The organism is Chryseobacterium oleae, from assembly GCF_900115055.1.
GTDB lineage: Bacteria > Bacteroidota > Bacteroidia > Flavobacteriales > Weeksellaceae > Chryseobacterium > Chryseobacterium oleae.
The window spans coordinates 1351483-1375519 of record NZ_FOVD01000001.1; the positions used below are offsets into that span (position 1 = coordinate 1351483).

General features: G+C 38.4%; 30 protein-coding genes. 13 read left to right on the top strand and 17 right to left on the bottom strand.

Features of this window, described 5'->3' with window-relative positions:
• The first annotated feature begins 2 nt into the window (after positions 1 to 2).
• The gene (locus tag BM143_RS06100; RefSeq protein WP_090023682.1) at positions 3 to 749 is read left to right on the top strand and encodes a hypothetical protein; all 747 of its coding nucleotides are present in this window, start codon (positions 3 to 5) and stop codon (positions 747 to 749) included.
• On the opposite strand, the gene BM143_RS06105 is transcribed toward BM143_RS06100, so the two are convergent.
• Complete coding sequence (locus BM143_RS06105; RefSeq protein WP_090023683.1) at positions 717 to 1088, bottom strand: hypothetical protein; 372 nt, start codon at positions 1086 to 1088, stop codon at positions 717 to 719. The two genes, BM143_RS06100 and BM143_RS06105, sit on opposite strands and share 33 nt — an antisense overlap.
• Entirely contained in the window at positions 1088 to 1222 is a 135-nt protein-coding gene (locus tag BM143_RS24235) for a hypothetical protein (protein WP_262484247.1), read from the bottom strand. The genes BM143_RS06105 and BM143_RS24235 overlap by 1 nt, the downstream gene beginning before the upstream one ends.
• Positions 1223 to 1310: 88 nt before the next feature.
• Between BM143_RS24235 and BM143_RS06110 the strand changes: the two genes are divergently transcribed.
• From BM143_RS06110 to BM143_RS06145, 9 genes are all read left to right on the top strand, one after another.
• The gene (locus BM143_RS06110; protein ID WP_090023684.1) at positions 1311 to 1931 is read left to right on the top strand and encodes a TetR/AcrR family transcriptional regulator; all 621 of its coding nucleotides are present in this window, start codon (positions 1311 to 1313) and stop codon (positions 1929 to 1931) included.
• Between the two features lie 3 nt (positions 1932 to 1934).
• A complete protein-coding gene (locus tag BM143_RS06115) occupies positions 1935 to 2399 on the top strand; it encodes a GNAT family N-acetyltransferase (RefSeq protein WP_090023685.1) in 465 nt (154 codons plus the stop codon).
• A gap of 177 nt (positions 2400 to 2576) precedes the next feature.
• Entirely contained in the window at positions 2577 to 3398 is an 822-nt protein-coding gene (locus tag BM143_RS06120) for a helix-turn-helix domain-containing protein (RefSeq protein WP_090023686.1), read from the top strand.
• A 76-nt stretch (positions 3399 to 3474) separates the two neighbouring features.
• Entirely contained in the window at positions 3475 to 4065 is a 591-nt protein-coding gene (locus tag BM143_RS06125; protein WP_090023687.1) for an NAD(P)H-dependent oxidoreductase, read from the top strand.
• 11 nt (positions 4066 to 4076) lie between these two features.
• On the top strand, positions 4077 to 4214 hold the full coding sequence (locus BM143_RS23920) for a hypothetical protein (RefSeq protein WP_167375245.1): 138 nt from the start codon (positions 4077 to 4079) through the stop codon (positions 4212 to 4214).
• 347 nt (positions 4215 to 4561) lie between these two features.
• Positions 4562 to 5761, top strand: a complete 1200-nt coding sequence (gene tyrS, locus BM143_RS06130; RefSeq protein WP_090023688.1) for a tyrosine--tRNA ligase — start codon at positions 4562 to 4564, stop codon at positions 5759 to 5761.
• A gap of 54 nt (positions 5762 to 5815) precedes the next feature.
• Positions 5816 to 6337 (top strand): 3'-5' exonuclease, encoded by a 522-nt coding sequence (locus BM143_RS06135; protein ID WP_090023689.1) that lies wholly within the window; start codon positions 5816 to 5818, stop codon positions 6335 to 6337.
• A gap of 40 nt (positions 6338 to 6377) precedes the next feature.
• Positions 6378 to 7136 (top strand): hypothetical protein, encoded by a 759-nt coding sequence (locus BM143_RS06140; RefSeq protein ID WP_139222000.1) that lies wholly within the window; start codon positions 6378 to 6380, stop codon positions 7134 to 7136.
• A 53-nt stretch (positions 7137 to 7189) separates the two neighbouring features.
• Entirely contained in the window at positions 7190 to 7621 is a 432-nt protein-coding gene (locus tag BM143_RS06145; protein ID WP_090023691.1) for a GNAT family N-acetyltransferase, read from the top strand.
• Positions 7622 to 7832: 211 nt separating this feature from the next.
• Here BM143_RS06145 and BM143_RS06150 read toward each other — a convergent pair whose 3' ends face one another.
• From BM143_RS06150 to panD, 8 genes are all read right to left on the bottom strand, one after another.
• Complete coding sequence (locus BM143_RS06150; RefSeq protein WP_090023692.1) at positions 7833 to 9347, bottom strand: helix-hairpin-helix domain-containing protein; 1515 nt, start codon at positions 9345 to 9347, stop codon at positions 7833 to 7835.
• A gap of 2 nt (positions 9348 to 9349) precedes the next feature.
• Positions 9350 to 10579: a PP2C family serine/threonine-protein phosphatase gene (locus tag BM143_RS06155; RefSeq protein WP_090023693.1), complete on the bottom strand. Its 1230-nt coding sequence runs from the start codon at positions 10577 to 10579 to the stop codon at positions 9350 to 9352.
• Positions 10580 to 10615: 36 nt separating this feature from the next.
• On the bottom strand, positions 10616 to 11659 hold the full coding sequence (locus BM143_RS06160; protein ID WP_090023694.1) for a TerY-C metal binding domain-containing protein: 1044 nt from the start codon (positions 11657 to 11659) through the stop codon (positions 10616 to 10618).
• A 22-nt stretch (positions 11660 to 11681) separates the two neighbouring features.
• Positions 11682 to 12320 (bottom strand): vWA domain-containing protein, encoded by a 639-nt coding sequence (locus BM143_RS06165; RefSeq protein WP_034731558.1) that lies wholly within the window; start codon positions 12318 to 12320, stop codon positions 11682 to 11684.
• 79 nt (positions 12321 to 12399) lie between these two features.
• Positions 12400 to 13071: a TerD family protein gene (locus tag BM143_RS06170; protein ID WP_034731555.1), complete on the bottom strand. Its 672-nt coding sequence runs from the start codon at positions 13069 to 13071 to the stop codon at positions 12400 to 12402.
• A 30-nt stretch (positions 13072 to 13101) separates the two neighbouring features.
• The gene (locus tag BM143_RS06175; RefSeq protein ID WP_090023695.1) at positions 13102 to 13677 is read right to left on the bottom strand and encodes a TerD family protein; all 576 of its coding nucleotides are present in this window, start codon (positions 13675 to 13677) and stop codon (positions 13102 to 13104) included.
• A gap of 295 nt (positions 13678 to 13972) precedes the next feature.
• Positions 13973 to 15055 carry a lysylphosphatidylglycerol synthase transmembrane domain-containing protein gene (locus BM143_RS06180; RefSeq protein ID WP_090023696.1) on the bottom strand — a complete coding sequence of 361 codons (1083 nt, stop codon included), beginning with the start codon at positions 15053 to 15055 and terminating at the stop codon, positions 13973 to 13975.
• A 3-nt stretch (positions 15056 to 15058) separates the two neighbouring features.
• Positions 15059 to 15409, bottom strand: coding sequence for an aspartate 1-decarboxylase (gene panD / locus BM143_RS06185; protein ID WP_034706528.1), 351 nt, complete (start codon positions 15407 to 15409; stop codon positions 15059 to 15061).
• A 399-nt stretch (positions 15410 to 15808) separates the two neighbouring features.
• On the opposite strand from panD, the gene BM143_RS06190 reads away from it, so the two are divergent.
• Positions 15809 to 16099: an HU family DNA-binding protein gene (locus BM143_RS06190; protein WP_002976900.1), complete on the top strand. Its 291-nt coding sequence runs from the start codon at positions 15809 to 15811 to the stop codon at positions 16097 to 16099.
• A 440-nt stretch (positions 16100 to 16539) separates the two neighbouring features.
• Here the strand turns inward: BM143_RS06190 and pdxH are convergent, their stop codons facing one another.
• Positions 16540 to 17181, bottom strand: a complete 642-nt coding sequence (pdxH, locus tag BM143_RS06195) for a pyridoxamine 5'-phosphate oxidase (protein ID WP_090023697.1) — start codon at positions 17179 to 17181, stop codon at positions 16540 to 16542.
• A 24-nt stretch (positions 17182 to 17205) separates the two neighbouring features.
• Here pdxH and BM143_RS06200 point away from each other — a divergent pair, with 24 nt between their 5' ends.
• Positions 17206 to 17754, top strand: a complete 549-nt coding sequence (locus tag BM143_RS06200) for a YqgE/AlgH family protein (protein ID WP_034731547.1) — start codon at positions 17206 to 17208, stop codon at positions 17752 to 17754.
• Between the two features lie 106 nt (positions 17755 to 17860).
• The gene (locus BM143_RS06205; RefSeq protein WP_090023698.1) at positions 17861 to 18442 is read left to right on the top strand and encodes an N-acetylmuramoyl-L-alanine amidase family protein; all 582 of its coding nucleotides are present in this window, start codon (positions 17861 to 17863) and stop codon (positions 18440 to 18442) included.
• 81 nt (positions 18443 to 18523) lie between these two features.
• Here the strand turns inward: BM143_RS06205 and BM143_RS06210 are convergent, their stop codons facing one another.
• The 6 genes from BM143_RS06210 to BM143_RS06235 form a co-directional block, all read right to left on the bottom strand.
• A complete protein-coding gene (locus BM143_RS06210) occupies positions 18524 to 19336 on the bottom strand; it encodes an aminotransferase class IV (protein WP_090023699.1) in 813 nt (270 codons plus the stop codon).
• A gap of 77 nt (positions 19337 to 19413) precedes the next feature.
• Positions 19414 to 19800: an START-like domain-containing protein gene (locus BM143_RS06215; protein ID WP_034731603.1), complete on the bottom strand. Its 387-nt coding sequence runs from the start codon at positions 19798 to 19800 to the stop codon at positions 19414 to 19416.
• Between the two features lie 190 nt (positions 19801 to 19990).
• Positions 19991 to 21166: an aspartate aminotransferase family protein gene (locus BM143_RS06220; RefSeq protein ID WP_090023896.1), complete on the bottom strand. Its 1176-nt coding sequence runs from the start codon at positions 21164 to 21166 to the stop codon at positions 19991 to 19993.
• Between the two features lie 136 nt (positions 21167 to 21302).
• Positions 21303 to 22079, bottom strand: a complete 777-nt coding sequence (locus tag BM143_RS06225; protein WP_090023700.1) for a hypothetical protein — start codon at positions 22077 to 22079, stop codon at positions 21303 to 21305.
• A 2-nt stretch (positions 22080 to 22081) separates the two neighbouring features.
• Positions 22082 to 22909, bottom strand: coding sequence for a hypothetical protein (locus tag BM143_RS06230; protein ID WP_090023701.1), 828 nt, complete (start codon positions 22907 to 22909; stop codon positions 22082 to 22084).
• 1 nt (position 22910) lies between these two features.
• A complete protein-coding gene (locus BM143_RS06235; protein ID WP_139222001.1) occupies positions 22911 to 23834 on the bottom strand; it encodes a hypothetical protein in 924 nt (307 codons plus the stop codon).
• Between the last annotated feature and the right edge of the window lie 203 nt (positions 23835 to 24037).

The window sequence follows — 24037 nt, forward strand, 5'->3', positions numbered from 1 at the left end:
CCATGCTGCTACAAAAAATATTGACCGGCAGTTTCCTGATTTGTACAGGATTTCTGCTGGTCTCCTGCTATAAAGACTACAAACCTGATTTTTTCAACGGTGAGTGGCTATCAGATTCATTGGTCACCAAAGACAACGATCATTGGCGGGAATTTATGCATTTTGAGGACGGTAAGGCGGCACGTACAACCTATTGGGGTAAAAAATATCTGCTCAATAAGAATCTTCAGATAAAAGGATTGGAAATTTATGACCGGGACAATGCCTTATTTCAAATAAAGGTTTTAGATTCCAATAAGATTATTGTAGAAGGAAAAGATTATTATGGAAGATTTCTTCGAAGTGATTTCCAGCTGAATGATATGAAAAAAGCAGCATCAAAAGCTGAAGAAACGGAAAAGCAACGAAAAAAACTATTTGGAAAATGGAAAGCTGTTGATTTTAAAACAGTTTCTTTATCTACAAATCTGGAAGACGCATTCATCATACAATCTCCGGAACAAAGAAAAATAGCCGGAATTCCTACCCATGAAATTACTTCTATAGATTTCGGATACAATATGCTTTTATTTCATTGTAATACCCGTAATATTCCTTTCGAATATAGCGCAGAACCGGATACCATAGAATTTCGCTCCGGAGACGTAATTTATACTTTGAAATATTATTTCGAAAAGGAAAGGCTGATCATTGAATATCTTACCTTTAGGAATATTTTAAATTCTATCACCCTTGAAAAAACTCAATAATCTGTTCCTGAAAAAATAATATACAATTCCTCCTGCCATATAGGCCAGAACATCAAAAATATCTCCTGTAAATTTTTCCGAAAACAAAGGACAAATTACTTCAAACAAAATTGAAAGATATAATGTTGAAGACAGAATAAATTTAAAATCGGGTTTCCAGTGATAACCCAGAATGTTATTCATCAGATATTCTATGAGATAAGCGTACATGGGAACTGTGATACAATCAGTCAGATGATTGCTGATTACCGGAATAATAATTCCTTTCTTTCTCAGAAAAATAATCAATAGCCAGATGGCAAGCCCCAGCAAAAACCAGTATGAAATTTTATTTTTCATCACATATGAAATATGGCCATGATGAATCCAATGATGATCTGCAGGATTTTCACCAGCGTTTCCTGTACCTCTTTTCCTTTTTTGGAGTCTCTGTTTTCGGCAGTTTCGTAATTGAATTTTTCTTTCCCTTCCATCCCGGTAGATTTTATAGGGCAAAGATATAAAATCTAGAACAAATGTTCTAATTTTGAAATATGATTTAAAGTCTCTTATATTTGGATCATGAAAACCAAGGATAAAATATTATCAAAAGCATTGGAGTTATTCAATGAAAACGGCTACAACAATATCACGACAAGGCACATTGCAGCCGGCCTGAACATCAGTGCGGGGAATCTGCATTATCATTTTAAACATTCGGAAGATATTATCAAGATCCTTTTTTCTGAACTGATCCTTAAAATGGATGTTTTAATGAATGATCTCCGGAAAATAGAAAGCAAAACACTGGAAGATCTGTATCACTTTACTTTTTCAACCTATGAGGTTTTCTATTCTTTCCGCTTCATCTTCATGAATTTCTTTGATATTCTTAAAAAAATTCCGGTCATAGAATCACAGTATGAATCTATTAACATCACCAGAAAAGATGAATTCAGGGAAATTTTCAAAGGTTTTCAGAAAGACCATATTTTCAGAAACGATATTCCGGATTTTATCCTGGGAAGTCTCACCACACAGATTTTCATTATTGCAGACAACTGGCTCATCCACAACAGCCTTTCTTTTAAACTCAACAAAGAAGAGGCAGTAAAGCATTATGCATTGATTCAGATGAATCTTTTTTATCCATTACTTACGGAAGATCAACAGAAACTTTACGAACTAAAATATATCAGCTAACCCATGATCATCAGAAAAGGCAACTCCAGCGACCTGACAGAAATGCGCACCCTTTTTACAGATACCATTACGACGGTCTGCCAAAACGATTACAGCAGCGATCAGATCAATGCATGGAAATCCGGAGCGGAAAATGAAGAAAGATGGCTCAGGGTAATAGATAGCCAATTGGTTATCGTAGCTAAAATAAATGGTCAAATGGCAGGGTTTTGCACCCTCGATCAGGGAAATTATATTGATCTTCTTTTCGTTCATAAGGATTTTCAAAACCAGGGAATTGCCCGGAAAATGTATACCTTTATCGAACAGGAAGCCTCCTTACGGAAAGAAAAAACATTGGCTGCTGATGTCAGTAAAACAGCCAGACCTTTCTTTGAAAAAATGGGTTTTAAAGTCATCAAAGAACAAACCGTCAATGTAAAAGGGATTGATCTTACCAACTATAAAATGGAGAAAGAGTTAAATTAGAGTTATGAGTTATAAATTATGAGTTATGAGTTTTGGAGGTAGGGAATTTGGGGTTGAAAGTATGTGGATGTAACAGGTAGTTCCTGGTTTGAACCACGAAACCCGCATCCCGAAACTAAAATTCACCATTCACTTGCGAAGCAAAATTCACCATTGACTTATTAAAAAATCTTTTCCATGCAGGAATTACACCCGGAATATCATCAGCTCAAAATATCAGTTCCTCAGGAATTTGAAAGTGTATTTACGCATTTTTATTTTGCTGAAAACAGCTCTTCCGATTCTGTTACGAAAACCCTGCTTCCCTCCTATCAAACGATTATGCTGTTCTGTTTCGGGGAGAATGTTTTTATGACCACTCAGGAAAACACCATCGCTGAAGTGGACAAATGTGTTGTGCTGGGACCCGTACGGCAAGCCTTTGATTATACACTTCCCGCGGGGAGTTCTATTCTGGTGGCTAATTTTAAAGACGATTCTTTTTACCGCTTCTTCGGAAAAGCGATGATTTCCACTCAGGGCACTCATCCCGATGAACTTTTGCAGGACAATTGTTTCACGGAACTCTGGCATCAGATCTCTGACTTCACCTCTCCACAGGAAAAAACCGTTCATATTCTTGAATTCTGCCGTCCTTATCTTCAGGATCAGGATGAAACAAGCCGCCTGCTGAGCAATTTTGAAAACATCAGCCTGAACCCTGTCAAAACCATTGCTGAACAGACCCGCCAAAGCGAAAGAAATATCCAGCTGAAGCAGAAAGAACAGTTTGGGTATTCTTCCAAAGAACTCGCCCGATACAGCCGTTTTCTCAAAGCAATTACCCTCATTGAAAAAGAACAGGAAAGTGGCAACAAGATCGAATGGTTCACTGTTATTGACCAATGTGGTTATTATGATCAGAGCCAGCTCATCCATGATTTCAAACATTTCATTAATATTTCTCCTTCTAAATACATAAAGTTTCAAAAGGATATCTGCCGCACCGGATCAGATTGATTCCGTTTCGTTTTCTTACAATTTTTGCAGTTCCTGCTGCGTTACATTTGTCTCATTAATTTAAACAATAAAAACGATGAGACATTTAATCATTTACGCACATCCCAATGAAAACAGCCTGAACAACCGTTTACTTCAAACCGTTATCGAAAGCCTGGAAAAAGACCATCACGATATACAGATAAGAGATCTGAACAAAATAGGATTTAATCCGGTTTTCTCACTGGAAGATATGCAGGGACAGTTTGCCGGGAAAATTGCAGACGACATAAAAACAGAACAGGATTATATTTCCTGGGCAGAACAGATTACTTTTATTTACCCCATCTGGTGGACCGGAATGCCTGCCATCATCAAAGGGTATATTGACAGAGTTTTCAGTTATGGTTTCGCCTACCGATATGATCAGGGCGTACAGAAGGGGCTGTTAAAAGGAAAAAAAGCAGTCATTATCAATACCCACGGAAAATCTCACGAGGAATATGAACGGATGGGCATGGACAAAGCACTTACCCTTACTTCCGACAACGGAATTTTCCTGTACAGCGGTTTTGAAATCATCCAACACTTCTTTTTTGATAAAGCGGATAAAGCATCTCCCGGGGAAGTGGATATTTGGAAAGAACAGATCAGAAATACCTATTCACAGCCGGTTTTTAACCTTTAAAATTAATAAAAATGGAAAAGTCAGCAGCAAAACAGACCGTCAGACCTCTATTATTCAGGACTTATAAACTGAGCAAGAAAATCATTAAATACACATTATTTATAACGATTCTTTATTTTGCTTATGAGGGATTTATGGCATGGAATTAGCTTCAAGAGCGGTAAGTAAAATTGTTTTGAAACCTTTATTTTAAACCATTAGGACCGATAAACTGTTAAGAACAGTAAGTTTTTTTATAAATCCTAACTGATATGGAACTTTACAGCAGGTCTTAATGGTTTAGATATTGGATTATCATCAAAAAGCTTTTATATTTACATTATCAATGAAACATTTAAACAGCATATTGCGTCTTCCTTTTTTCAGTGAGTATTACTCCCCGGCGAACCGTTCGGGAAGACTTTCTATATCTGTGATTTAATAAGAAATAATCTAATTTATATATAGAGCCCGGACAGCATTGTCCGGGCTTTTTTGTTTTAAAAACTCAATTATTATGATCAACACATTACAAGAAAATGCAGCCATCATCCTGCCGGAAAACGGTCTGGAACAAAAACTTAAACAGGCTGAACAGGAAAACAGAAAGTTAATAATCAAACTGGGATTTGATCCTACGGCTCCGGATCTACATCTGGGTCATGCGGTGGTGCTTAAAAAACTGAAACAGTTTCAGGAACTGGGACATCAGATCGTGATCGTAGTTGGAAGTTTTACGGCCAGAATTGGTGATCCGACAGGAAAAAACAAGGCGAGAAAACCGTTAAGCGTTGAAGATGTTAATCATAATGCCCAGACGTATATCAATCAGCTCTCGAAGATTATTAATGTGGAAAAAACCAAAATTGTCTTTAATTCCGACTGGCTGGATGCCTTGAATTTCTCAGAGGTCATTCAGCTGATGTCAAAGGTAACCGTAGCCCAACTGATGCACAGGAATGATTTCAATAAAAGGTTTACAGAAAATACACCGATTGCGATGCATGAACTTGTTTACCCTATTCTTCAGGGTTTCGATTCTGTACAGATTGAATGCGATATCGAGATGGGCGGAACAGATCAGCTTTTCAACTGTACGATGGGAAGGCAGCTTCAGGAAGTCCATCAGATGTCGGCACAAGTAGTGATGTGTATGCCTCTGCTCAAAGGTCTTGACGGTAAAGAAAAAATGAGCAAATCGCTGAACAATATTATAGGACTGACGGATAAACCTAATGATATGTTTGGAAAAACCATGTCGATCCCGGACAGGCTTATTGATGAATTTATTGAACTTGCTTCAGATTTTTCTGCTGAGAAGAAGACTGATTTACAATTAAAATTACAAAACGGCGAAAACCCAATGAACATTAAGAAGCTGATCGCTAAGAATATCATCACCCAATACCATGATCATGCTGCAGCAGAGCTTGCAGAAGAATTTTTCAGCATTCAGTTTCAGAGCAAAAACTCCGAAGAGAAAATCTATGAACCCATCTCTTTGGATTCACTTCATCATAAAGAAAACCTGATCACACTGGTGGAACTCTGCAGTCAGTTAAAAAGTGACCTCAGCAAATCAGCGGTGCGAAGGATGATTCAAAGTGGAGGCATTCAGATTAATCATCTCAAAATAACAGATCCGGATGAAGAAATTGAATTACTCCCAGAGACAAAGGTAAAAATCGGAAGAAGAGATTTTTTTGAACTCGTTTAAATCTTCAGATTCGTGAGGTAATTTTCAATATATTCGTTTCATTAAATAAAAGTGATGAGCTATATCATGGTCGATATTGAATCGGATGGCCCGATTCCGGGAGATTTCTCAATGATCTGTTTTGGAGCGGTCCTTGTGAATGAAGAACTGGATACTACGTTCTACGGAAAACTGAAACCTATTTCGGAAAAATTCAATCCGGATGCTTTGGCTGTTTCTGGCTTCAGCAGGGAAGAAACGATGCAGTTTGATGATCCCAAAGAAGTCATGCTGGAATTTGAAGAATGGATTGAGAAAAACTCCAAAGGAAGACCTATTTTCATCAGTGACAATAACTGTTTCGACTGGATGTTTATCTGCTGGTATTTTCATCATTTTACCGGGAAAAATCCTTTCGGCTATTCATCAAGAAGGCTGTCTGACCTGTATTGCGGGCTGGAAAAAGACACTTTTGCCCAATGGAAACATCTCCGTAAAACAGAACACACGCATCATCCTGTAGACGATGCCAGAGGAAATGCAGAAGTTCTACTGTATATGAAAAAGGAAATGGGTCTGAAAATAGGTTTGAAATAGCTGATCATACAATTACGTGGGAAGAAATACTGAAATTTATATGTTTGATAAGGAGAAGGCATCTGTCCGTCTCTATGAGGATCTGCAGCACAAAAGATTCCACACCAGAACATTTAAAACCTTTCTGGAAAGCAGAAAAAAAGAAATAGGTACGTATGATGTCACGTTTGAAAAAGTACTGGAAAAGGTCAGAAGTGACATCAATACCATAACGCCCGATGAACTGTTTGAGATTAATCTTTTTCTAAGCGACGATGCGTATTCAGACTCTACAGGGAGCGATTATGCCACAAGAGAAAAAAAATTAGAGGAATTGTATGACCATTATGGACTTAGCCTGTTGTATGAGCTTCCTACCTCAACGGTTTGCACCAGCTATATGTTCCAATATGGGAACTACACGCATTATTTCCCTATCTACGAACTGGAGAATTATGGATTAAAGCATAGTGACGGCGGCGTTAATATAGATTCAACAGATTTTTTAAAATTCAATGATTATATGATCCTGCTGATGAAAATGATCCTGGATAGAAAAATGGACGGTTATGAATATGACTTTACAAAAAGTGAAGAGGACATCATCCGGAGTATAACGGCAGACCATCAGAACAATCTGATCATGTTCAAAGAAATTGAAAGTGAATGTGATTTTATAAAAGACTGTTCCTCTGATGAAAAGGGTCCTTATGCACAGACCATCTACTATGCCTATGCTTTTTTTAAACAGTCCATTGAAATGAAACTGAGAATTGATGCAGAAAAAAATCCAAGAATCGTTATCTTAGATTCCTATTAATTCTTGGCGGATAACAACGATCCGGCTCAAAAATCAGATCTCATCAACAACCTATGAACACGACGATCACCTACAGAAAAGCCTCAGAAAACGATATCGATTACCTTCTTGATCTAAGAATAAAAACCATGAATCCGCATTACACAGATTCTAACCTTCCTACGGACAAGGAAACAACGCTTCAGAGAATCCAATATCAGTTTGACAAGGCTCATATCATTCTTCTAAACAATGAACCAGCCGGATTACTGAAGATCAACAAAGCTGATGATAAAACAGAAGTGCTGCAACTGCAGATAGACCCCAATCAACAGGGTAAAGGACTTGGAAAAACGATTTTAACAGATATTCTGAAGGAAGCTTCCGAAGAGGGGAAGACAGTAGCCTTAAGCGTCCTAAAAACCAATAAGGCTCAGCATTTATATACAAGTCTGGGGTTTAAGACTGTGGATGAGGATGAACATTCTTTTTTTATGGAGTTTTAAAGAGGTTTCTGAAGACCGTATTCACCTAATTTTTTCAACCACAAAAGTCACAAAAGATTTTAAACACTTAAGTGATTTTTAAGGTAAATACTTGGTGGATAAGAAGTACACATAAGTTCTCAAAAATTAAAGATTTTTATACTGGATAATATGCGCAAACATCTGTGAAAATCTGTGCAATCTGTGGTAAAAAAAGAATATAAGCCATAAATTACGATTGATTTGCCAAAGTAACAAAAATCAGTCTTCCGCCTTCTTCAGCAGACAGAAGTATTTTCTTACCATCCGTCAGTTCCACCATAGATCCGGGTGGAATCTCTTTTTGTTCCGTCACATCTTTCATCGAACTCAGACTTTGATTCACCAGTACCCATCTTCCTTCATGAAAAGTAAAATATCCGACAGGCATTTTATCCTGCATCGTAAGATTTTCATTTCTGATGACCTTTCTTGACACATGCCATTTGAATAAATACTGGTTGTTATAAACCATCAGTCGGTGGTTTTCAGGTTTCCAGACCTCATCATCAAATTTAAAGTACAGATCAAGCACAGGAAGCGTTCCCCGGTGTGCTGTTCCGCAGAAAGGACATTTCGGGTTGCTGCTGTTGTCGAAAACATACCATTTCTCGGTACATTCCGGATTGTGACAGGGCTGAATCAAATCGGCCGTCTTTAACAATGCGGTTTCCCATTCATTGGCGGTGGGACGCCGAATCGGGTCGTGAAGCCCGTCTATAAATGCTTTTCTAAACAATTCGGAAAGATAAGGACCCGCAGCCGTAAAAGGAATTTTCTGAGGATCGCCCCAGAATGCATCCCATTTTCTGAGATGATCCGCTTTCACCTGGTTGGATGGGTCCCTGAAATGTTCTATGAATAAAGCTTTTTCACCCATAGAAATCACTTCATCCTTCTCGGAATCCAGATCCCATATTTTTCCACCTCTCAAAGGATGTCTTCTGAACAGGTACATATAAATCAGCACTGCCAAAGCATGAAGATCCGTTTTCTGGTTGGGCAGATGCCGTCCCGGATCCTGCATACTCAGGTGTTTGGTCTTTAAAACCTCGGGAGCAATAAAGTCCGCCGTCCCGATAACTTCCGGCGGGAAAAGCTTGGGAACAACCAATCCGTCTATATCAATGATACAGGCAGATTTCGTAACAGGATCTATCAGAATATTGTTGTAGGAAAGATCGGAATGCGCCAATCCCATTTGGTGAAGCTTTTTCACACCCCGGCTGATATTGATGGTGATCTGAAAATAGCTCAGCCAATCCCCAAGTTCCGAATGATCAAGTCTCAGCGGATACTGTTGATTCCTGAACATTGGAGCCGTGAACCATTTCCCGACTTTATCCTGACCCTGAATATTATCTGATCCGATATACCCTTTCGCAAAGAAGAATTTTTTATGGTAAACGGGAACCACAATTCCCGTCAGTTTATTTTTTTCTACGATATCATACGGCCATCTGAAAATTTCATTCAGAAAATAATCAGATGAATTTCCGTTCTGTATATTTCCGAGATAAGTGGAAACAATCCTCATGATACGCTCTTTCTGTCCGGCATCCAGAGGAGTCCGGTAAAATGCTACCACATATTCCCTTTCCGGCGAAAAATAGACATCTTTCACTCCGCCTCTGATGGGGCTTTCATCTACATATTCATAGGATTTTGAGTTATCCAGAATAGAAGCAACTGTAACGGTTTTTTTCATGTTTAATAGATTATGGCGAGGGTTCTGTCATCATGATTTCCGCGGCTCCAGAAATCGGTCCAGGTAAGAAGCTGTTGGTCAATGTCGTTATCGTTAATAAAATCTACTTTCGTCCGGTCATCATTGTTTCCGGCCAGATCATTAAAGAATACTTTCCAACTGTCGATATCTTCAAGTTTGTTTTCGGTTATGAATTTAGGATCGTAAATACCATCCGTCATCAGTACGAGATAGGAAAAATCATTTACGCAGGTGATTCCAAATCTTGATGCCGGATCATCGCTGAAGATCTCATTCATGGTGATAAAACGGGTTCCGCCACCAAATTCTCCAACATCCATCTTGTTCAGAAGCTTTACTTCAGAAAAATCCGGACTGATCAGGTTGATCGGGCAGTCTCCCACACCAAAAGTGAGGATGACATAACCAAAGTCAAACTTTTTTGTCAGGGCAAAAATCAGTGTCGTGTGGAAATCTTTTATCGAGAATGAATGCTCTGTTGCCGTTTGATCCAAAACATCATAAACATGAAGAATGCCTTTATACAGAAGCTTTAAAACGTTTTCTCCAGCTTCGGCCCGTGTTTCTTTTGATGAATCAGAACTATTGTAAATGATTTCAATATTTTGTTCGATTCTGTTTAAAATTTCATCTGAATCGAAAAAACTATTCACTGAAACTGCCGCCAGTCTTGAACCTTCTCTGGCCATAACAGCAGAACCGGCACCATCTGCCACGGAAACAATATTCCAGCCTCCGGGAAGTTCGTTTACGGCAAAATCATCATCTCTGAATTTTCCTTCATGAGCATGGGAACGTCCTCTTTTAGAAACAACGGTGATTTTTTTATCCAGAAATTTCCCCAGGTAAGCTATTTCATCAGGTTTATGATAGACATCATTGGTGTCGGATGGAATATTCTTCCAAAGGTCTTTCGGGTCAGCATTGATGAACAGATGCACTTTTTTGATCTCCGTACTGTTTTCATCATGGATGTGATAGAATTCAATATCCAGATCATGGACACTGTTTACATACGGAATTCCGGATATTGTGTTGTTTTCGAAGGTAAGTCCTGTCTCCTGAAGATGAGCGATATTTTTAATCTTTATATTCGGAAAGTCATCCAGCTCAAAACAGTATTCATAGAATTGCTTTGAACTGGCATTTTTAAGCACCAGATGAACTTCTTTAAATTCTTCTTTTTCCCTGTAAATAAGAGCTTTTTCCATGGTTTTGTGTGGGGTCTCGGCAATAGGATCCTTTCGTTATCCCAAAGTTCGGTTAATATCAAATCCTTCGCTGGAAAATCCGTAATAATCCGAAGTTCCGCACCATGGGCATTTGTTGTACCCTTCTCCTTTCAGACAGTGAATTCCGCCACACGAGCAAGTGGCCAATGCGATGGGATTGGCACAGTGAGGACACGATGTACCTCCCTGAAGTTCTTCAATCGAGATTTTTAGATTATTTTTCTGGGAAGAGGAAAGCCTGTAATAGGATTTTTCGTCAATTTTATAAGCTCCATCCAGTCTGTAATATCTGGTAGACATTCCCGGTATACTTGATTCGGCGAATGTCTTTTTAAACTTCATTAAATACAGTTTCTCCGTTTCTGAGCATTTCCCGTTTAAAACAACAAAATTATTGTCCGGAAATTTCTGCTCCAGTTCAGGATCTACTTTTTCGAGAATAATAGAATCGATCTTGGAAAGGTTAATGCCTTCTTTATTGGCTTCGGTAACGCTCTGGCTGGTTGTTTTAATGGAATCTGTCACCCATTTGAAAAACTCTTTATAGGAATTTTCATCAGAATTATTAAACAGCAAAACGTTATCAGACAATGTCCCAAGCAGTTTATAATTGGTATTTTCTCCTATCGACACTGCGATCGTATTGGACTTCCCGTGGTATTTATTGTTCCATCTTTCAATCGCTTTTGTGGCATCGTCGGTAGGAACGCCGTCTGTAAAAAGAAAAACAATAGGTTTCCAGTCGCCTTTTCTATCGTAAGTTGTTTTAACAATATCCCGGTCTATGCAGTCCATCACTTTAATAAGCCCCTGAGACAGCGATGTACCACTTCCAATCGGGATCTTCGGCGGATAAAAACTTATAATATCCTGAAGCGGTGTAATGACCTCAGCCTCTCCCGCGAAACCTATAATGGAAATATAGACCGTTTCCAGTGAATACGGATCTTTCTTTAAATCTCTGATGATATTGGCAATACCTTCCTGTACCTGCTCAATAGGTTCTCCAACCATAGATTCGGAGACATCGACTAAAAAATAAATGGGAAGTCTTCTCATGATGTATAGTAAGACAAGTGATTTAGATAATAATATTAAGCTCAGATGGCGGCGGCGGCAACGGTGTACTTTCTCCCGTTCCCTGCGATTTCCCTCCCATTGTGATGGATGAACTTACCCATTTGAAAAATGAGGAAAGCGTGATCGCATCGGTGGTATCCAGTTTTACCACGTGATCTGTAAGCTCCTTCAGGAACTGTTCATCTGCTTTTGGACCTGCAGCACAGCCTACGATAGCTCCAAATTCAAGATCTCTGATCACAGGGATCATCTGTCTGTATTTCTGGATATCGGATGGTTTTCCGTCGGTAAATATAAAAAGTAACGGTCTCCAATCTTCTTTTTCATCCGAAGAACCTCTGATCAGTTCTTTTTTCACCAACTCTGAAACCATTTCCAATGCTGCACCGGTATGGGTGGGTCCACTGTCGGGACAGGTGATTTCCATAGGGTAAAAACTGGCCAAATCTGTTAATGGAATGATATTTTTAACCTCCCGGTCGAAAGTAATCACACTCAGATGGAGACTGTCCATCGCCTGCGGATCTGCACGGAGCATGCTTATCAGCCCGTTAAATCCGTTATTGAGTGCCTGGATGGGCTCTCCGTTCATAGAACCTGAAGTATCCAGTAAAAAGTATGCTAATAATCTCCTGCTCATGGTATGGTATTAATTCTGAAGCCGGCAGCGGAAGTTGAAAACTTCCCAGCCGGCTTTTGAGTTTGATAAATATTCAGGTTTAATTGCTGTACGCGTATTGCTTCAGGATTTCAATAAAGTTATCCGTCTGGTGAGGTTCTCCGATAGCACGGAACTTCCAGTCTCCATTGTGACGGTAAGCTTCAGCAAAAACCATTGCACATTTGCCATTCATACTGGAATCACCGGAAAGACTGTATTTTGTAATCTCTTTACCTTTCGCATCTACGGCTCTGATAAAGGCATTCTCGATCATTCCGAAATGCTGGTTATTTTGTTTTCCCTGGTAAATGGTCACCAGGAATAATATTTTCTGATAGCTTTCATCCAGCTGGTCAAGTTTAACGATGATCTGCTCATCATCACCATCTCCGGCACCGGTTCTGTTGTCTCCGGTCAGCCATATATTTCCGCTTGGATGCTGCATGGAATTAAAGAAAACCACATCACCCTGATAGAGCGCGATCTGTCTTCCGTCATTCGTCTGTACTGTTTTTCCAAGATTGGCTACTTTACCGTTTCCGTCTAAAAGAAATGCAACGGCATCAAGATCATATTCCGCTTCTTTACTGAACAGTTTCCCAAAGAAACCGCCCTGCTTTCTTACATCCCATCCTAAACCGATCGTTACTTTTGAAAGATCGTAAACACTTTCTCCACGGTCATTTTTTCTTAAATCAATCGTTTGACCTTTCTGTAAATTAATTGCCATAGTTATCGTTTTGTGTATTTGAAAATATAATTATTTAATGATCTGTCCTTTGTAGTATTTCTCAAGGAAGAAAGCAAGGTCGGCTCTGTAGCCTATTCCTGAGGCTTCAAATTTCCAGCTTCCGTTTCTTTTGTACAGTCTTCCGAATTCTACACCGGTTTCGATGGAGAAATCCTCATCCAGTTCATATTTTGCGATCTCCTGGTTGGTGCTGTTATCCACAATTCTGATGTACGAATTTCTCACCTGCCCGAAGTTCTGTTTCCTTCTTTCAAAATCTTCAATGGTAACCACAAAAAGTATTTCTTCCGCTTTCGGATCTACTTTTTCAAGATCTACAATAATCGCCTCATCATCGTCCCCATCACTGTTTTTACCGCTTGGATCATCTCCTGTGTGAGTCAGTGCACCATCGGGAGACTGAAGGTTATTATAAAAAACAAAACATTCCTCATTGATTAATTTTCTGTCGGAGTCAATCATGATGGCAGAAGCATCCAGATCGAAGTCGAGACCTGTCCCTTCATTCGGGTCCCAGCCCAGTCCTATCGTCATTTTTGTAAGCCCTATATCGATCTTTTGTCCTTTCTGTAAATTAATTGCCATAGTGTTTTAGATTATTAATTATTTTTTGTTTAAGATAAATTTGATTTGTGAATTGACCAAATTTATTGATAAAAAAATAAATGGCATGCGATCACCAGGATAAATGTTTAATTTTAATAGGGTTTTAACATAAGATGTTAACTTCAACAAATCGGCTATGTATTTTGATTTGATATGCGGAAAAATAGACCTTATAGGTTTTGGAAACGTATAAGGTTGTTGGTGGTCGTAAAATCAACATTAAAAAAGCCCGGCTAAAAAAACCGGACTTCTATAGATTAAAAAATTTCTACAATTAATTTTTAAATTCCTGATCGGAAACTGCTTTTTCCCTTGCTTTAGCCAGCATCGGAATAGAGATCAGCCCCATGACCAGCATAATGGTGATTTGCAGCGGAAGTGAAATAAACGAATAGGTCAGTCCCATTTCGCCCCCTAATTCCGCACTTTTACCCATTGAAATAAAAAGAGCCATAAAACCGAACTTCATCGCCAGATTAAAAGCTCCGATCCCACCACTGGCAGGAATAATCATTCCCAAGGTGCCGACCACAATAATAAAGAAGCCATCTGCAATAGTAAAATTGGAAGTTTCAGGAAGTGCAAAGCATACTAAGTACGCTGCAAAGTAGTAAGAAATCCAGATTCCTAATGTATACAGGATGAATTTCCCTTTTTCTTTCAGCTTAAATATAGAAGTCAAGCCCTCAAGAATTCCTTTCCCAAAATTGATTACCTTTTCTTTTTTATATTTATAAAAAACTAGTAATCCTAGTATTATTAGTAATCCTATTGAAATCTTTAAGTAATTATAAAATGAATCAAAATCATTAATCCCTATTTTCATCAATAATCTTTCAATATAGTTAGGGTCAAATTTATCTTTCTCCTCCTTTTGTTCAGTAACAAATTCATAGAATGAGATAATTGCATTAAACTTGAATATTACTGTTAATCCCAAGAAACCTACCATACATATAAGGTCTACCACTCTTTCCAGAATGATGGTTCCAAAAGACTTATCAACCGGTACTTTTTCCACACCATATAAAGCGGTAGCTCTCGCCAGCTCACCACTTCTTGGGATGGTAAGATTCATCAGATACCCGAAAGATATAGACCACAGTGAGTTTGAATTTGAAATCCTGTGTCCCATGGGTTCCAGCATCAGGTTCCAGCGAACGGCTCTGAACCAGTAAGCCAGAATACCAAATACAGACGCAAAGAGTACCCAGAGATAGTTGGCTTTCGCCAAAGATGCTTTAATCACTTTAAAATCAAGACCTTTTAAGGCAAGCCATAAAAAAAAGCCTGCAAAAGCAAGCGATATTACTATTGTTAGTATTGATTTTAAAGGATTCTTTGATTTTTTATCCATGGATCAGGTTAGGAGATTTGTTTTTTCATCCGGGAAAACAATCTTCGGCTGGAAGACTTTAGCTTCTTCGGGTGTCATCTGCGCGTACGCAATGATAATAATGATATCATCACGTTGTACTTTTCTTGCGGCAGGCCCGTTCAGGCATACTTCTCCGGATTTTCTTTTCCCTTTGATAACGTAGGTATCAAAACGCTCTCCATTGTTCACATTGACGATATAGACCCTTTCTCCCACTACCAGACCGGCAGCTTCTATAAGATCTTCGTCGATCGTTATACTCCCAATATAATTAAGGTCTGAGGCCGTAACCCTTACCCTATGGATCTTAGACTTGAAAACTTCTATTAACATATTGCAAATTTATTAATAAAAATTAATAAATCCGCCTTTTGAAATCAATTTAAAACACCCACAAACCCAGCTATTTAATTTTATATTACACAAGTTTTCAAGTCTTTAATTATAAATTATGCAAACATATCATTAAAAATATTAATAGTTTACACGAAATTCAGGATTTAATAAATGAAGGAAATAATATTAATTTTTTGCTAAAGTCAATACTCATAAGCATTTGGCATGATTTTAGTGAGCCGTAACGTAGATTTTACGTGAAAAGTCAAATTATCATATTTTAACTGTTTTCACCGAAAAGCAAAATTTTTTTATAACTTTTAATAAAATAATTGCACAATTAGAAAATAGTATTATATTTGCTATAATTACGAACTAACTTTAATATTAAAAATTATGAACAAGTCTGAATTAATCGACGCAATCGCAAAAGATGCAGGAATCACTAAAGTTGCAGCTAAAGCTGCTTTAGAATCATTCATTGGTAATGTAACTACTACTCTAAAGAAAAAAGACGGAAAAGTTTCTTTAGTAGGTTTCGGTACTTTCTCAGTAGCTGAGAGAGCTGCTAGACAAGGTATCAACCCTGCAACTAAAAAACCGATCAAAATTGCTGCTAAAAAAGTTGCTAAATTCAAAGCAGGAGCTGATTTATCTAATGCAGTTTCTGGTGCTAAGAAAAAATAATCATTCAGATTAAAAAAATTCAAGGGCCGTTTCTTAGGAAGCGGCTTTTTTTTGTGGGCATAGGTGGCTTCGAGGATCTCAGCCACCCAGAAATAGTGTCATCCATTAGTGGCAGAAATTATTGACCAATTCTTTATGTTTTGTTATCATTTTAGGTTTTGGCTAAAGCCGCTGAAATGTATATAAATTGAAAGCGGGCTAAAGCCCGCTCCTATTGAATATTAATGATATCTCTCTTTTACAAATAGAAACTATATTCAACATTTCTTTACATTGAAAAGCCCCATATAAAAAAGAGCGGGCTAAAGCCCACTCCTATTGAATTTTAAATGATACCTTTTTAGACATAGCGAATTAGACCCAATAGATGATAGAAAAGACCACAAAATTTCTATTTTCCGACATCCACCTTCTAACTTCTAATCTCTAGCTTCTAATTCCTATGGCGCCAGTCGTGAAATCTTCCAATCCAGGTCCTTTAACTGATAAATAATCCTGTCGTGGAGACGGTTGGGTCTTCCCTGCCAGAATTCTATTTCGTAAGGTTTTGCGATATATCCGCCCCAGTTGACTGGTCTTGGTACTTCGCTGTTTTCGTATTGTTTTTCGAGTTCTTTTAATTTTTCTTCCAGGTATTCTTTATTTGGAATTACATGGCTTTGCGGAGACACAGCAGCTCCCAGCTGGCTCCCTTTCGGTCTTGAATGGAAATATCCGTCACTGAGGTTTTCAGCAATTTTTTCAAGATCAGCTTTGATAATGATCTGTCTTTCCAGATTGGGCCAGAAGAAATGAAGACACGCTTTGTGGTTGTTTTCTATTGCTTTTCCCTTTTTGCTGTCGTAGTTGGTATAGAAAATAAAGCCTTCGTAAGTATATTCCTTAAGCAGCACCATTCTCGTCCTTGGACATCCGTCTTCTTCTAAAGTAGAAACCGCCATGGCATTGGCTTCAGAGACTGTCGGATTGTTACTGGCGTCCAAAAACCAGTCTCTAAACTGTTCAATGGGATTTTGTTTTATCTCACTTTCAATAAGTTGGGATTTCTCATACACTTTTCTTTTGTCGTGCAGGTTTTCCATAAATATTTTTTATTAAATTTGAGTATGAATTACTCATACAAAGGTAAAATATTAATTTCCACCCCTGACATTTCCGGAGATATTTTTTCGAGATCCGTGGTGCTGATCGTTGAGCATAACGAAAGCGGCGCATTTGGGTTGATATTAAACAAAAAAAACAGCCAGATGAGTAGTAAGTTCAAAAACTTTTTTGACTTCAAAATAGAGGTCTATGACGGCGGGCCTGTAGAGAATGATAAAGTCTTTTTTATCGTTAAAGAAAAGAAGGTAACCGAAATCTATTCTGAGATCAGCAAGGATTTCTATATCACGGAAGATATTGAAAGCATCATCAGTGCAGTTCTTAATAAGGAATTAAGCATTAATGATGTGAAAATCTTTTCCGGCTATTCAGGATGGGCTGCCGGACAGCTTGACGAGGAAGTTCAGAGAAAGCTTTGGACGGTGGTGGATGTCTACAATCTGGACTATACCCTTCCCAATGACCAAACGCTTTGGAAATCTATTATGCAGAATCTGGGCGGGGAATATCTGCTTTGGGCTAACTCTCCTGAAGATATTTCACTTAACTAACTGAATGTGTTTTTGATAGATGTGAAAACATTAACAAACTTTAAGATTATGTTAACCAATTTTAAAGAAAGAATTCACGTTATTTGAACAACCAAAAATCACTACCATGAGAGGATTTAAACTACTTGCTTTATCAGCCTTTTCTGCTTCATTTCTATCATTTACCCCAATTAACAAAAAATACATCGTTATCGATGCCGGACATGGCGGAAATGATACAGGATCTGTTTATGGGAACGTTTCTGAAAAAGAAATTACCATAAATATCGCAAAAGAGATAAAAAAGTTCAATGAAAATCAGGATAAGTATGAAGTTATTCTCACCAGAGATTCTGATACTTACCCTACTCTTCAGGAAAGAACAGCCATGATCAATAAGCTGAATCCGGAGATCGTTATTTCTCTTCATATGAACAGCAACCCTGAAAAGGAAACTCCAAAACAGGGAACTGAGGTATATATTCAGAATACAGAAAATTCAAAAAAACTTGCTGAAAAAATTTCAAAGAAATTTGATGTTGCTAAAATCGAGGAACGCAATCTCCACATGCTGAGAGAGACGAAAGCACCTGCGGTTCTGGTAGAGCTTGGCTTTATGAATAATACCAAAGAAAGAGAGTATGTCACCAGTGAAAAGGGACAGAAAGAAATCGCACAAAAATTCACAGATATCATCCGTGAATACTAAATAAAGAAACAATTTCTGATCTATTCAGAATAAAACCCGGTAAAGGACTTGGGTACTTTGTTGTTTACCGGGTTTGTCAATTTATTGAAAACTATTTTTCCAGCTTTCCACCATTTCTATAAAACGGGAGCTTTCAAACATTTTATTTCTTATTTTACCTACAGAAAATATGCCTTTCTCGTCGGAGATCATTAAAATCTCTTCGGCTTTTTGTGATTCAAAAGCAATAATTTCATGTTCCTGAATATCCGCAAGGTTATTTTTATGCAGGAAAGTGACGAAATTTTCCATCAGGGGAGAAATGTATGCACCTTCAGACTGCTTTGGAACTTTGATCACATTGCCTTCCAGAAACAAGAGATTTCCTGAAGTGGTACGTGCAATTCTTTTATTGGGATTAAGCAGAATCACATCGTCCAGATCATTTTCCTCTGCATAAATGCCTCCGTAAATATTTTCCGGGGAGTGAACCCTGATGTTGCTTAATAAATTATTGTTGACATTGATTTCCTTGGTAAGGTCCATTTCCAGAGGCCTCTGATGAACGGCAAGGACATCATCCGATTCCGTCACTTCATAAAAATAGGACACTGAAGATTTTGAAACCGTTACAGCATCATTATTCCTGAAAACCTGAAAATTGATAATTCCGTTTTTAATTCCTTTACCAGCGATAACATCTTTATGAAAAAGGGTCTGAAAAAACTCCAGCGTATAGGTAAGCGGAATGTTCATTCTCATCTTTCTCATGGAAGCCATCAGGAAGAAATAGCACTCTTCATCCATGATCAGTCCTCCGTTTCTTACGAAGAAAGAAACCTTCACTGCGTCGCCCAAAAGGAACGCTCTATTCTTTACATTTAATCCGTCTGATGTAAAATATTGATTTTCCAATTTTTGATGTGATTTATTTATAAAAAAATAATGAACGATAAATCGTTCATCAGTTTTACCATTTAATAGCGCCCGGCTTATGCCGCACCTAATTTTATTCTAAGGTTTTCTATCAGGTTTTCCCAGTACAATGCATTCTCTTCTTCAGAACCTTCTTCGCAGAAATCTGTAATATTCAGAGCCAGATCTTCTGTAATATCGTCTATTGTGATAGTCATTTCAAAGAAATTTTTAGTCCCCTCATCTTCTTCCCATCTGAAACGTACGAAACCTTCCGGCTTATATCTAATCAAAGTGGCCTTTTCGGCAGGTCCTCCGCCCCAGCTAAAAAAGAAATCATCGCCTTTCTCTGTAACCTCATCCGCAAACCATTCAGATAACCCCTCCGCTGTTGCCAGATATTCGTATAAAATCTCTGATAAACAATGCATTGGAAATTCGTAATGGACTTTATGTTTCGCCATATAATCTTTGTTTTTATCGTCCCGCAATATATAAATTAATTTTTTTATTACACAAAAAAGCAATTACTTTTTTAAAGAATCTTCATGATATTTATCACTGGTTTTAAAACGCTATTGAATATGATTTTCAGCATAAAAAATGCCATGTGATGCATAAAAAAATCTCTCCGGTGTGGAGAGACTGTATCATTTATTCTTCGTTCAGAACATCCAGAATGATCTGGCATCCCTGTCTGATTTCGTCTGATGAAATCGTAAGTGGCGGAGAGATTCTCATATACTCATTTCTATAGAGCTGCCAGAAGACAATAAGACCCTTTTCCATGCATTTTTTAGCAACGGCAAGGGTGTATTCAGGGGTTCCCAGATTAACGGCCAGCATCAGCCCCATTCCATTAATATTTTTAATCTTTGGATGGACCAGAAGTTCTCTGAACAATTTTTCTTTTTCAGTCGTTACTTCCATCAGTCCGCTTTCCAGAACTTCTTTCAAAGTAGCATGGCTGGCTGCTGCAATCAATGGGTTTCCTCCAAACGTTGTAATATGTCCTAATTTAGGCGAATGTGACAGGGTTTCCATAATTTCTTTCGAACTCATAAAAGCACCCACTGGCACTCCGCCTCCCATTCCTTTTCCCATAACGAGAATATCCGGAACAATTCCGAAATGCTCGAAAGAGAATAATTTTCCGGTTCTACCGAATCCGGGTTGAATTTCATCAAGGATAAGAAGGGCACCTACTTCTTCACATCTTTTTTTAAGCTTCATCAGATAATCTCCTTCCGGAACTAAAAATCCCGCTGCTCCCTGAATGGTTTCCAGAATCACACACGCTGTTTTCTCTGTAATCTGATCAAGGTCATTTTCATTATTGAATTCAATAAAGCTGACCATTGGCAATAATGGGCGGAATTCTCTTTTATGGGTTTCATTTCCTGATACACTCAAAGCTCCGTGTGTATTTCCGTGGTATGAGTTTTTAAAGGAAACGATTTCTTCTCTTCCTGTATACCGTTTGGCCAGTTTCAGACTTCCGTCAATAGCTTCTGCTCCACTATTCACCAGATAAGTGATTTCCAAAGGATCGGGCGTAGATTCTGCCAAGAGTTTACACAATGCGATCGGTTTTTCCTGTGCATATTCTCCGTACACCATGACGTGCAGATATTTGTCTGCCTGTTCTTTGATAGCTTGCACTACTTTAGGATGTGAGTGTCCCAAAGTATTCGCAGAAACGCCGGCTACAAAGTCCAGATATCTTTTTCCATCTGTTCCGTAGATATAGCTTCCTTCTGCTTTTTCAACTTCAAAACCTGCTGCAAATTTTGTAGTCTGTGCCTGATATATAAAAAAGTCCTTGTGCATCTCCATTGTCGCGAAATTTTCAGCAAAGCTAAAAAAGATTCGGCACATGTAGAAATTATCTGCAGGGAATAAAAAAAATCACCCCTGATGATCTCAAGGGCAATTCAATATAAATAATAAAAAGTAGAAGGTTGATTTAAAGTACTTTTTCCACCGTAACAAAACTGTTGTTAATGACGTTATAGGCGGTTGTACCTCCAAGTTCAGAAATCGCTTCCAGAGTGATGTACTGCCCCTGAACGATGTACACTGAGAAATCTAAGCTGATTTTCCGAATTGTCCCATCGAAATTCACTGTGTTTTCCAAAAGCTGAAATCTCTTGGCATCGTTGACATATAAACTTGCTCCTAATCTGCTGCTGAATGCGCCTGCTGCTCCTGTAAAATTCAGGTTTACATTCACTCTGTACAATCCGCTCTGGCGTATATAAAGCCTGTTCAGATCTGCGCCTGTTGTGGCCGTATTGGTTTTAAGTTTTAACGGATCTGCTAAAAAATTAGGTTTATCAATCAAAGAACTGATGGGAAGCATCACGGAACCTGAACTGGTATTGACTGGATTTATTGCAAATCTGGAAACATTATCAGATTCTATTTCAAAAGCTTTACTCCAAACGAGCCCGTCAAATACCATGACCTCGCCTGTACTTTTTACAAACAGAAGCATTCCACGCAAAGCTTCTATTCTCGTTGCAGGTGCGTTTATACCTGTGTTAGGCAGATCTGTAGGGGTTTCGACAGCCGGTAATCCAAAACCTTTGACCCCTGTCGTTTCACTTGTATTCGTGATATACATCATCACCTGATCATTACCATTCGCATTGGAATCAGGATTGGGTATATTGGTGAAATTGACCTGTGCGCTGTACATCGTTAATGAAAACATGAACAGGCAGAATATATATTTTTTCATGGTTAGTATGCTTTAATTAAACGTGCTCCGATATATGAGTTTATAGAATTGCTGTCCGTCCCGTAAGCAGATAGAGATCCTCCTGAACCTCCAACAGTTGTTATGGTAGGAACAACTCTCAGTTCAGCACCGGCAGGTAAGGATACGGTCTGTGCAAAACTGGATGTTTTACTTCCCTGGGTATCGATGATAAATACCAGAGAGTAGTTTGTTTTGGTAACGATGGTTTCCCAGTCTGAAGCCGGCGTATATTTTACCTGTAGTGTCAATTTAAATTCGGTAACTCCCAATTGAGCACCCACACTGCCTCCTGTGAAACCAAGAGCTGCGGCTATATCGTACATTCCGTTTTGTTTCACCGTCACTGAGCTTGCATTTTTCAGAAGCAGATTATCTACAAGCACCTGGCTTTTATTGTCCGGGGCAAGATAAACCGGAGCCCCCAGAGAAAGACATATTCCAAGACCGAAAGCTAAACATGGAATGGTAATTCCTGAAGAAATACCCAATCTTGAACCTTTAGGCTGAAAAATTCCCTGTATTTGTCTTGCAGGATTCCAGGCAAAACCGTCATACTTGTAATATTGGTCATCAGCTTTATTGTAGATAAGACCACCTACAAGATTGGGATAATCGCTAAAGAGATCTGATGATGCAGCGTCATATTTGGGAAAAGCAGTATAGGTCGTGGAATATGGAAGTATGACTCCTTTTGTTCCATCCTTTACTTTTACTATATTCTGATTGCTGACTATATTGTCGCCAATCACTACCTGTGCGTTTATGCTATATTGAAATAAAAGCACTACAATTAATAGGATCTTTTTCATCTTATTGCATATTTATTTTTTCGACAATAATTTCTGACACTGCATTACCTGTGGTATTCATTGAAAAAGACAATACATTCCCTCCAATAATACCAGTACAAACACCTGTTCCAATGTTCTGGTTACCATAAAACCTGAGACGTAAATTATCCCCAGCTTCAAAACTTCCTATATACGTAAGAACCAATGACTGTCCTACATCAATAGATCCGGGTGATAAACTTCCTAAAGACAGTGCACCGCTTGTAGAGCTTGTCGAATTGTTTGTAATAGGCCTCCAGGTAGCGGGAGCGGCCGCTGTACTTGTTTCCAGATCAACCTTTGAGTATAGATTAATGGTTACCCCTACGCAGAGAGCAGGTGTCTTCACATCAATGGCACCACTTTTAAAGGAGATTTTATACAATCCTTTTGTTTTGATATTAATGACGTTACTGGTAGCAGCGGCAAGCGAGACATCTGCTGTAATATCATTATAACTTGGGCTCACACTTGTAAAAGGAACATCCACTGCTCCTCCGGCCTGTGGACAAAGCCGGTTGACGCCTCCGCATCCCAATCCGCAGGTTCCGCAATCTGCAGTGATGGCAGCACTTCTTATAAAACGTGCCATTTTGTTGTTCTTCAAGGTCGTCACAATGGGATCTGAAATTTTCCAGGTTGTACCATCATTTTGTACAATACTTCCGGTTTCTCTGTTGAAGATAATGGAACTTTGGGTACCGTTTCCTGTGGTACCGATAGCAGAGGTTGGCAGAACTGCTGCTGTGTTGGACCTGGGCATCCGCGCTGCATTGTTGTCTTGTTTTACATGCAGAAGTGTTCTTTCGTCAGGTTGAAAACCGGGTGCTTTTGCAATCCCAACCTGTGCGTTAATCCCTATAAAGCAAAGCATAGGGACCAAGAGGAAATAGTTGATTTTCATTTTTAAATTTTTTTATCATTCTAGGTGTATTAAATTTATAAAATATTAGTATTCAAAGAACAACCTTAGTAAAAAATTAATGTTAATAATACAAACAATGATTAAAAACCTAGATTTTAAAGGGAATTTCGACAGTGGTCTCTATGCTTACTTTTGGAATAAAAGTCTATAGTTTTACTAGATTTTGAAAATAATTCCACTTT

Excerpts from the sequence above, each read along its gene's own strand:
- BM143_RS06105 (WP_090023683.1), bottom strand. The coding sequence starts at position 1,088 with ATGAAAAATAAAATTTCATACTGGTTTTTGCTGGGGCTTGCCATCTGG.
- BM143_RS06125 (WP_090023687.1), top strand. The coding sequence starts at position 3,475 with ATGAGACATTTAATCATTTACGCACATCCCAATGAAAACAGCCTGAAC.
- BM143_RS23920 (WP_167375245.1), top strand. The coding sequence starts at position 4,077 with ATGGAAAAGTCAGCAGCAAAACAGACCGTCAGACCTCTATTATTCAGG.
- BM143_RS06140 (WP_139222000.1), top strand. The coding sequence starts at position 6,378 with ATGTTTGATAAGGAGAAGGCATCTGTCCGTCTCTATGAGGATCTGCAG.
- BM143_RS06115 (WP_090023685.1), top strand. The coding sequence starts at position 1,935 with ATGATCATCAGAAAAGGCAACTCCAGCGACCTGACAGAAATGCGCACC.
- BM143_RS06100 (WP_090023682.1), top strand. The coding sequence starts at position 3 with ATGCTGCTACAAAAAATATTGACCGGCAGTTTCCTGATTTGTACAGGA.
- BM143_RS06145 (WP_090023691.1), top strand. The coding sequence starts at position 7,190 with ATGAACACGACGATCACCTACAGAAAAGCCTCAGAAAACGATATCGAT.
- BM143_RS06110 (WP_090023684.1), top strand. The coding sequence starts at position 1,311 with ATGAAAACCAAGGATAAAATATTATCAAAAGCATTGGAGTTATTCAAT.
- tyrS (WP_090023688.1), top strand. The coding sequence starts at position 4,562 with ATGATCAACACATTACAAGAAAATGCAGCCATCATCCTGCCGGAAAAC.
- BM143_RS06230 (WP_090023701.1), bottom strand. The coding sequence starts at position 22,909 with ATGAAAAAGATCCTATTAATTGTAGTGCTTTTATTTCAATATAGCATA.
- BM143_RS06165 (WP_034731558.1), bottom strand. The coding sequence starts at position 12,320 with ATGAGCAGGAGATTATTAGCATACTTTTTACTGGATACTTCAGGTTCT.
- BM143_RS06225 (WP_090023700.1), bottom strand. The coding sequence starts at position 22,079 with ATGAAAAAATATATATTCTGCCTGTTCATGTTTTCATTAACGATGTAC.
- BM143_RS06155 (WP_090023693.1), bottom strand. The coding sequence starts at position 10,579 with ATGGAAAAAGCTCTTATTTACAGGGAAAAAGAAGAATTTAAAGAAGTT.
- BM143_RS06220 (WP_090023896.1), bottom strand. The coding sequence starts at position 21,166 with ATGCACAAGGACTTTTTTATATATCAGGCACAGACTACAAAATTTGCA.
- BM143_RS06235 (WP_139222001.1), bottom strand. The coding sequence starts at position 23,834 with ATGAAAATCAACTATTTCCTCTTGGTCCCTATGCTTTGCTTTATAGGG.
- BM143_RS06160 (WP_090023694.1), bottom strand. The coding sequence starts at position 11,659 with ATGAGAAGACTTCCCATTTATTTTTTAGTCGATGTCTCCGAATCTATG.
- BM143_RS06135 (WP_090023689.1), top strand. The coding sequence starts at position 5,816 with ATGAGCTATATCATGGTCGATATTGAATCGGATGGCCCGATTCCGGGA.
- panD (WP_034706528.1), bottom strand. The coding sequence starts at position 15,409 with ATGTTAATAGAAGTTTTCAAGTCTAAGATCCATAGGGTAAGGGTTACG.
- pdxH (WP_090023697.1), bottom strand. The coding sequence starts at position 17,181 with ATGGAAAACCTGCACGACAAAAGAAAAGTGTATGAGAAATCCCAACTT.
- BM143_RS06180 (WP_090023696.1), bottom strand. The coding sequence starts at position 15,055 with ATGGATAAAAAATCAAAGAATCCTTTAAAATCAATACTAACAATAGTA.
- BM143_RS06215 (WP_034731603.1), bottom strand. The coding sequence starts at position 19,800 with ATGGCGAAACATAAAGTCCATTACGAATTTCCAATGCATTGTTTATCA.
- BM143_RS06175 (WP_090023695.1), bottom strand. The coding sequence starts at position 13,677 with ATGGCAATTAATTTACAGAAAGGACAAAAGATCGATATAGGGCTTACA.
- BM143_RS06205 (WP_090023698.1), top strand. The coding sequence starts at position 17,861 with ATGAGAGGATTTAAACTACTTGCTTTATCAGCCTTTTCTGCTTCATTT.
- BM143_RS06120 (WP_090023686.1), top strand. The coding sequence starts at position 2,577 with ATGCAGGAATTACACCCGGAATATCATCAGCTCAAAATATCAGTTCCT.
- BM143_RS06200 (WP_034731547.1), top strand. The coding sequence starts at position 17,206 with ATGAATTACTCATACAAAGGTAAAATATTAATTTCCACCCCTGACATT.
- BM143_RS06150 (WP_090023692.1), bottom strand. The coding sequence starts at position 9,347 with ATGAAAAAAACCGTTACAGTTGCTTCTATTCTGGATAACTCAAAATCC.
- BM143_RS24235 (WP_262484247.1), bottom strand. The coding sequence starts at position 1,222 with ATGGAAGGGAAAGAAAAATTCAATTACGAAACTGCCGAAAACAGAGAC.
- BM143_RS06170 (WP_034731555.1), bottom strand. The coding sequence starts at position 13,071 with ATGGCAATTAATTTACAGAAAGGTCAAACGATTGATTTAAGAAAAAAT.
- BM143_RS06190 (WP_002976900.1), top strand. The coding sequence starts at position 15,809 with ATGAACAAGTCTGAATTAATCGACGCAATCGCAAAAGATGCAGGAATC.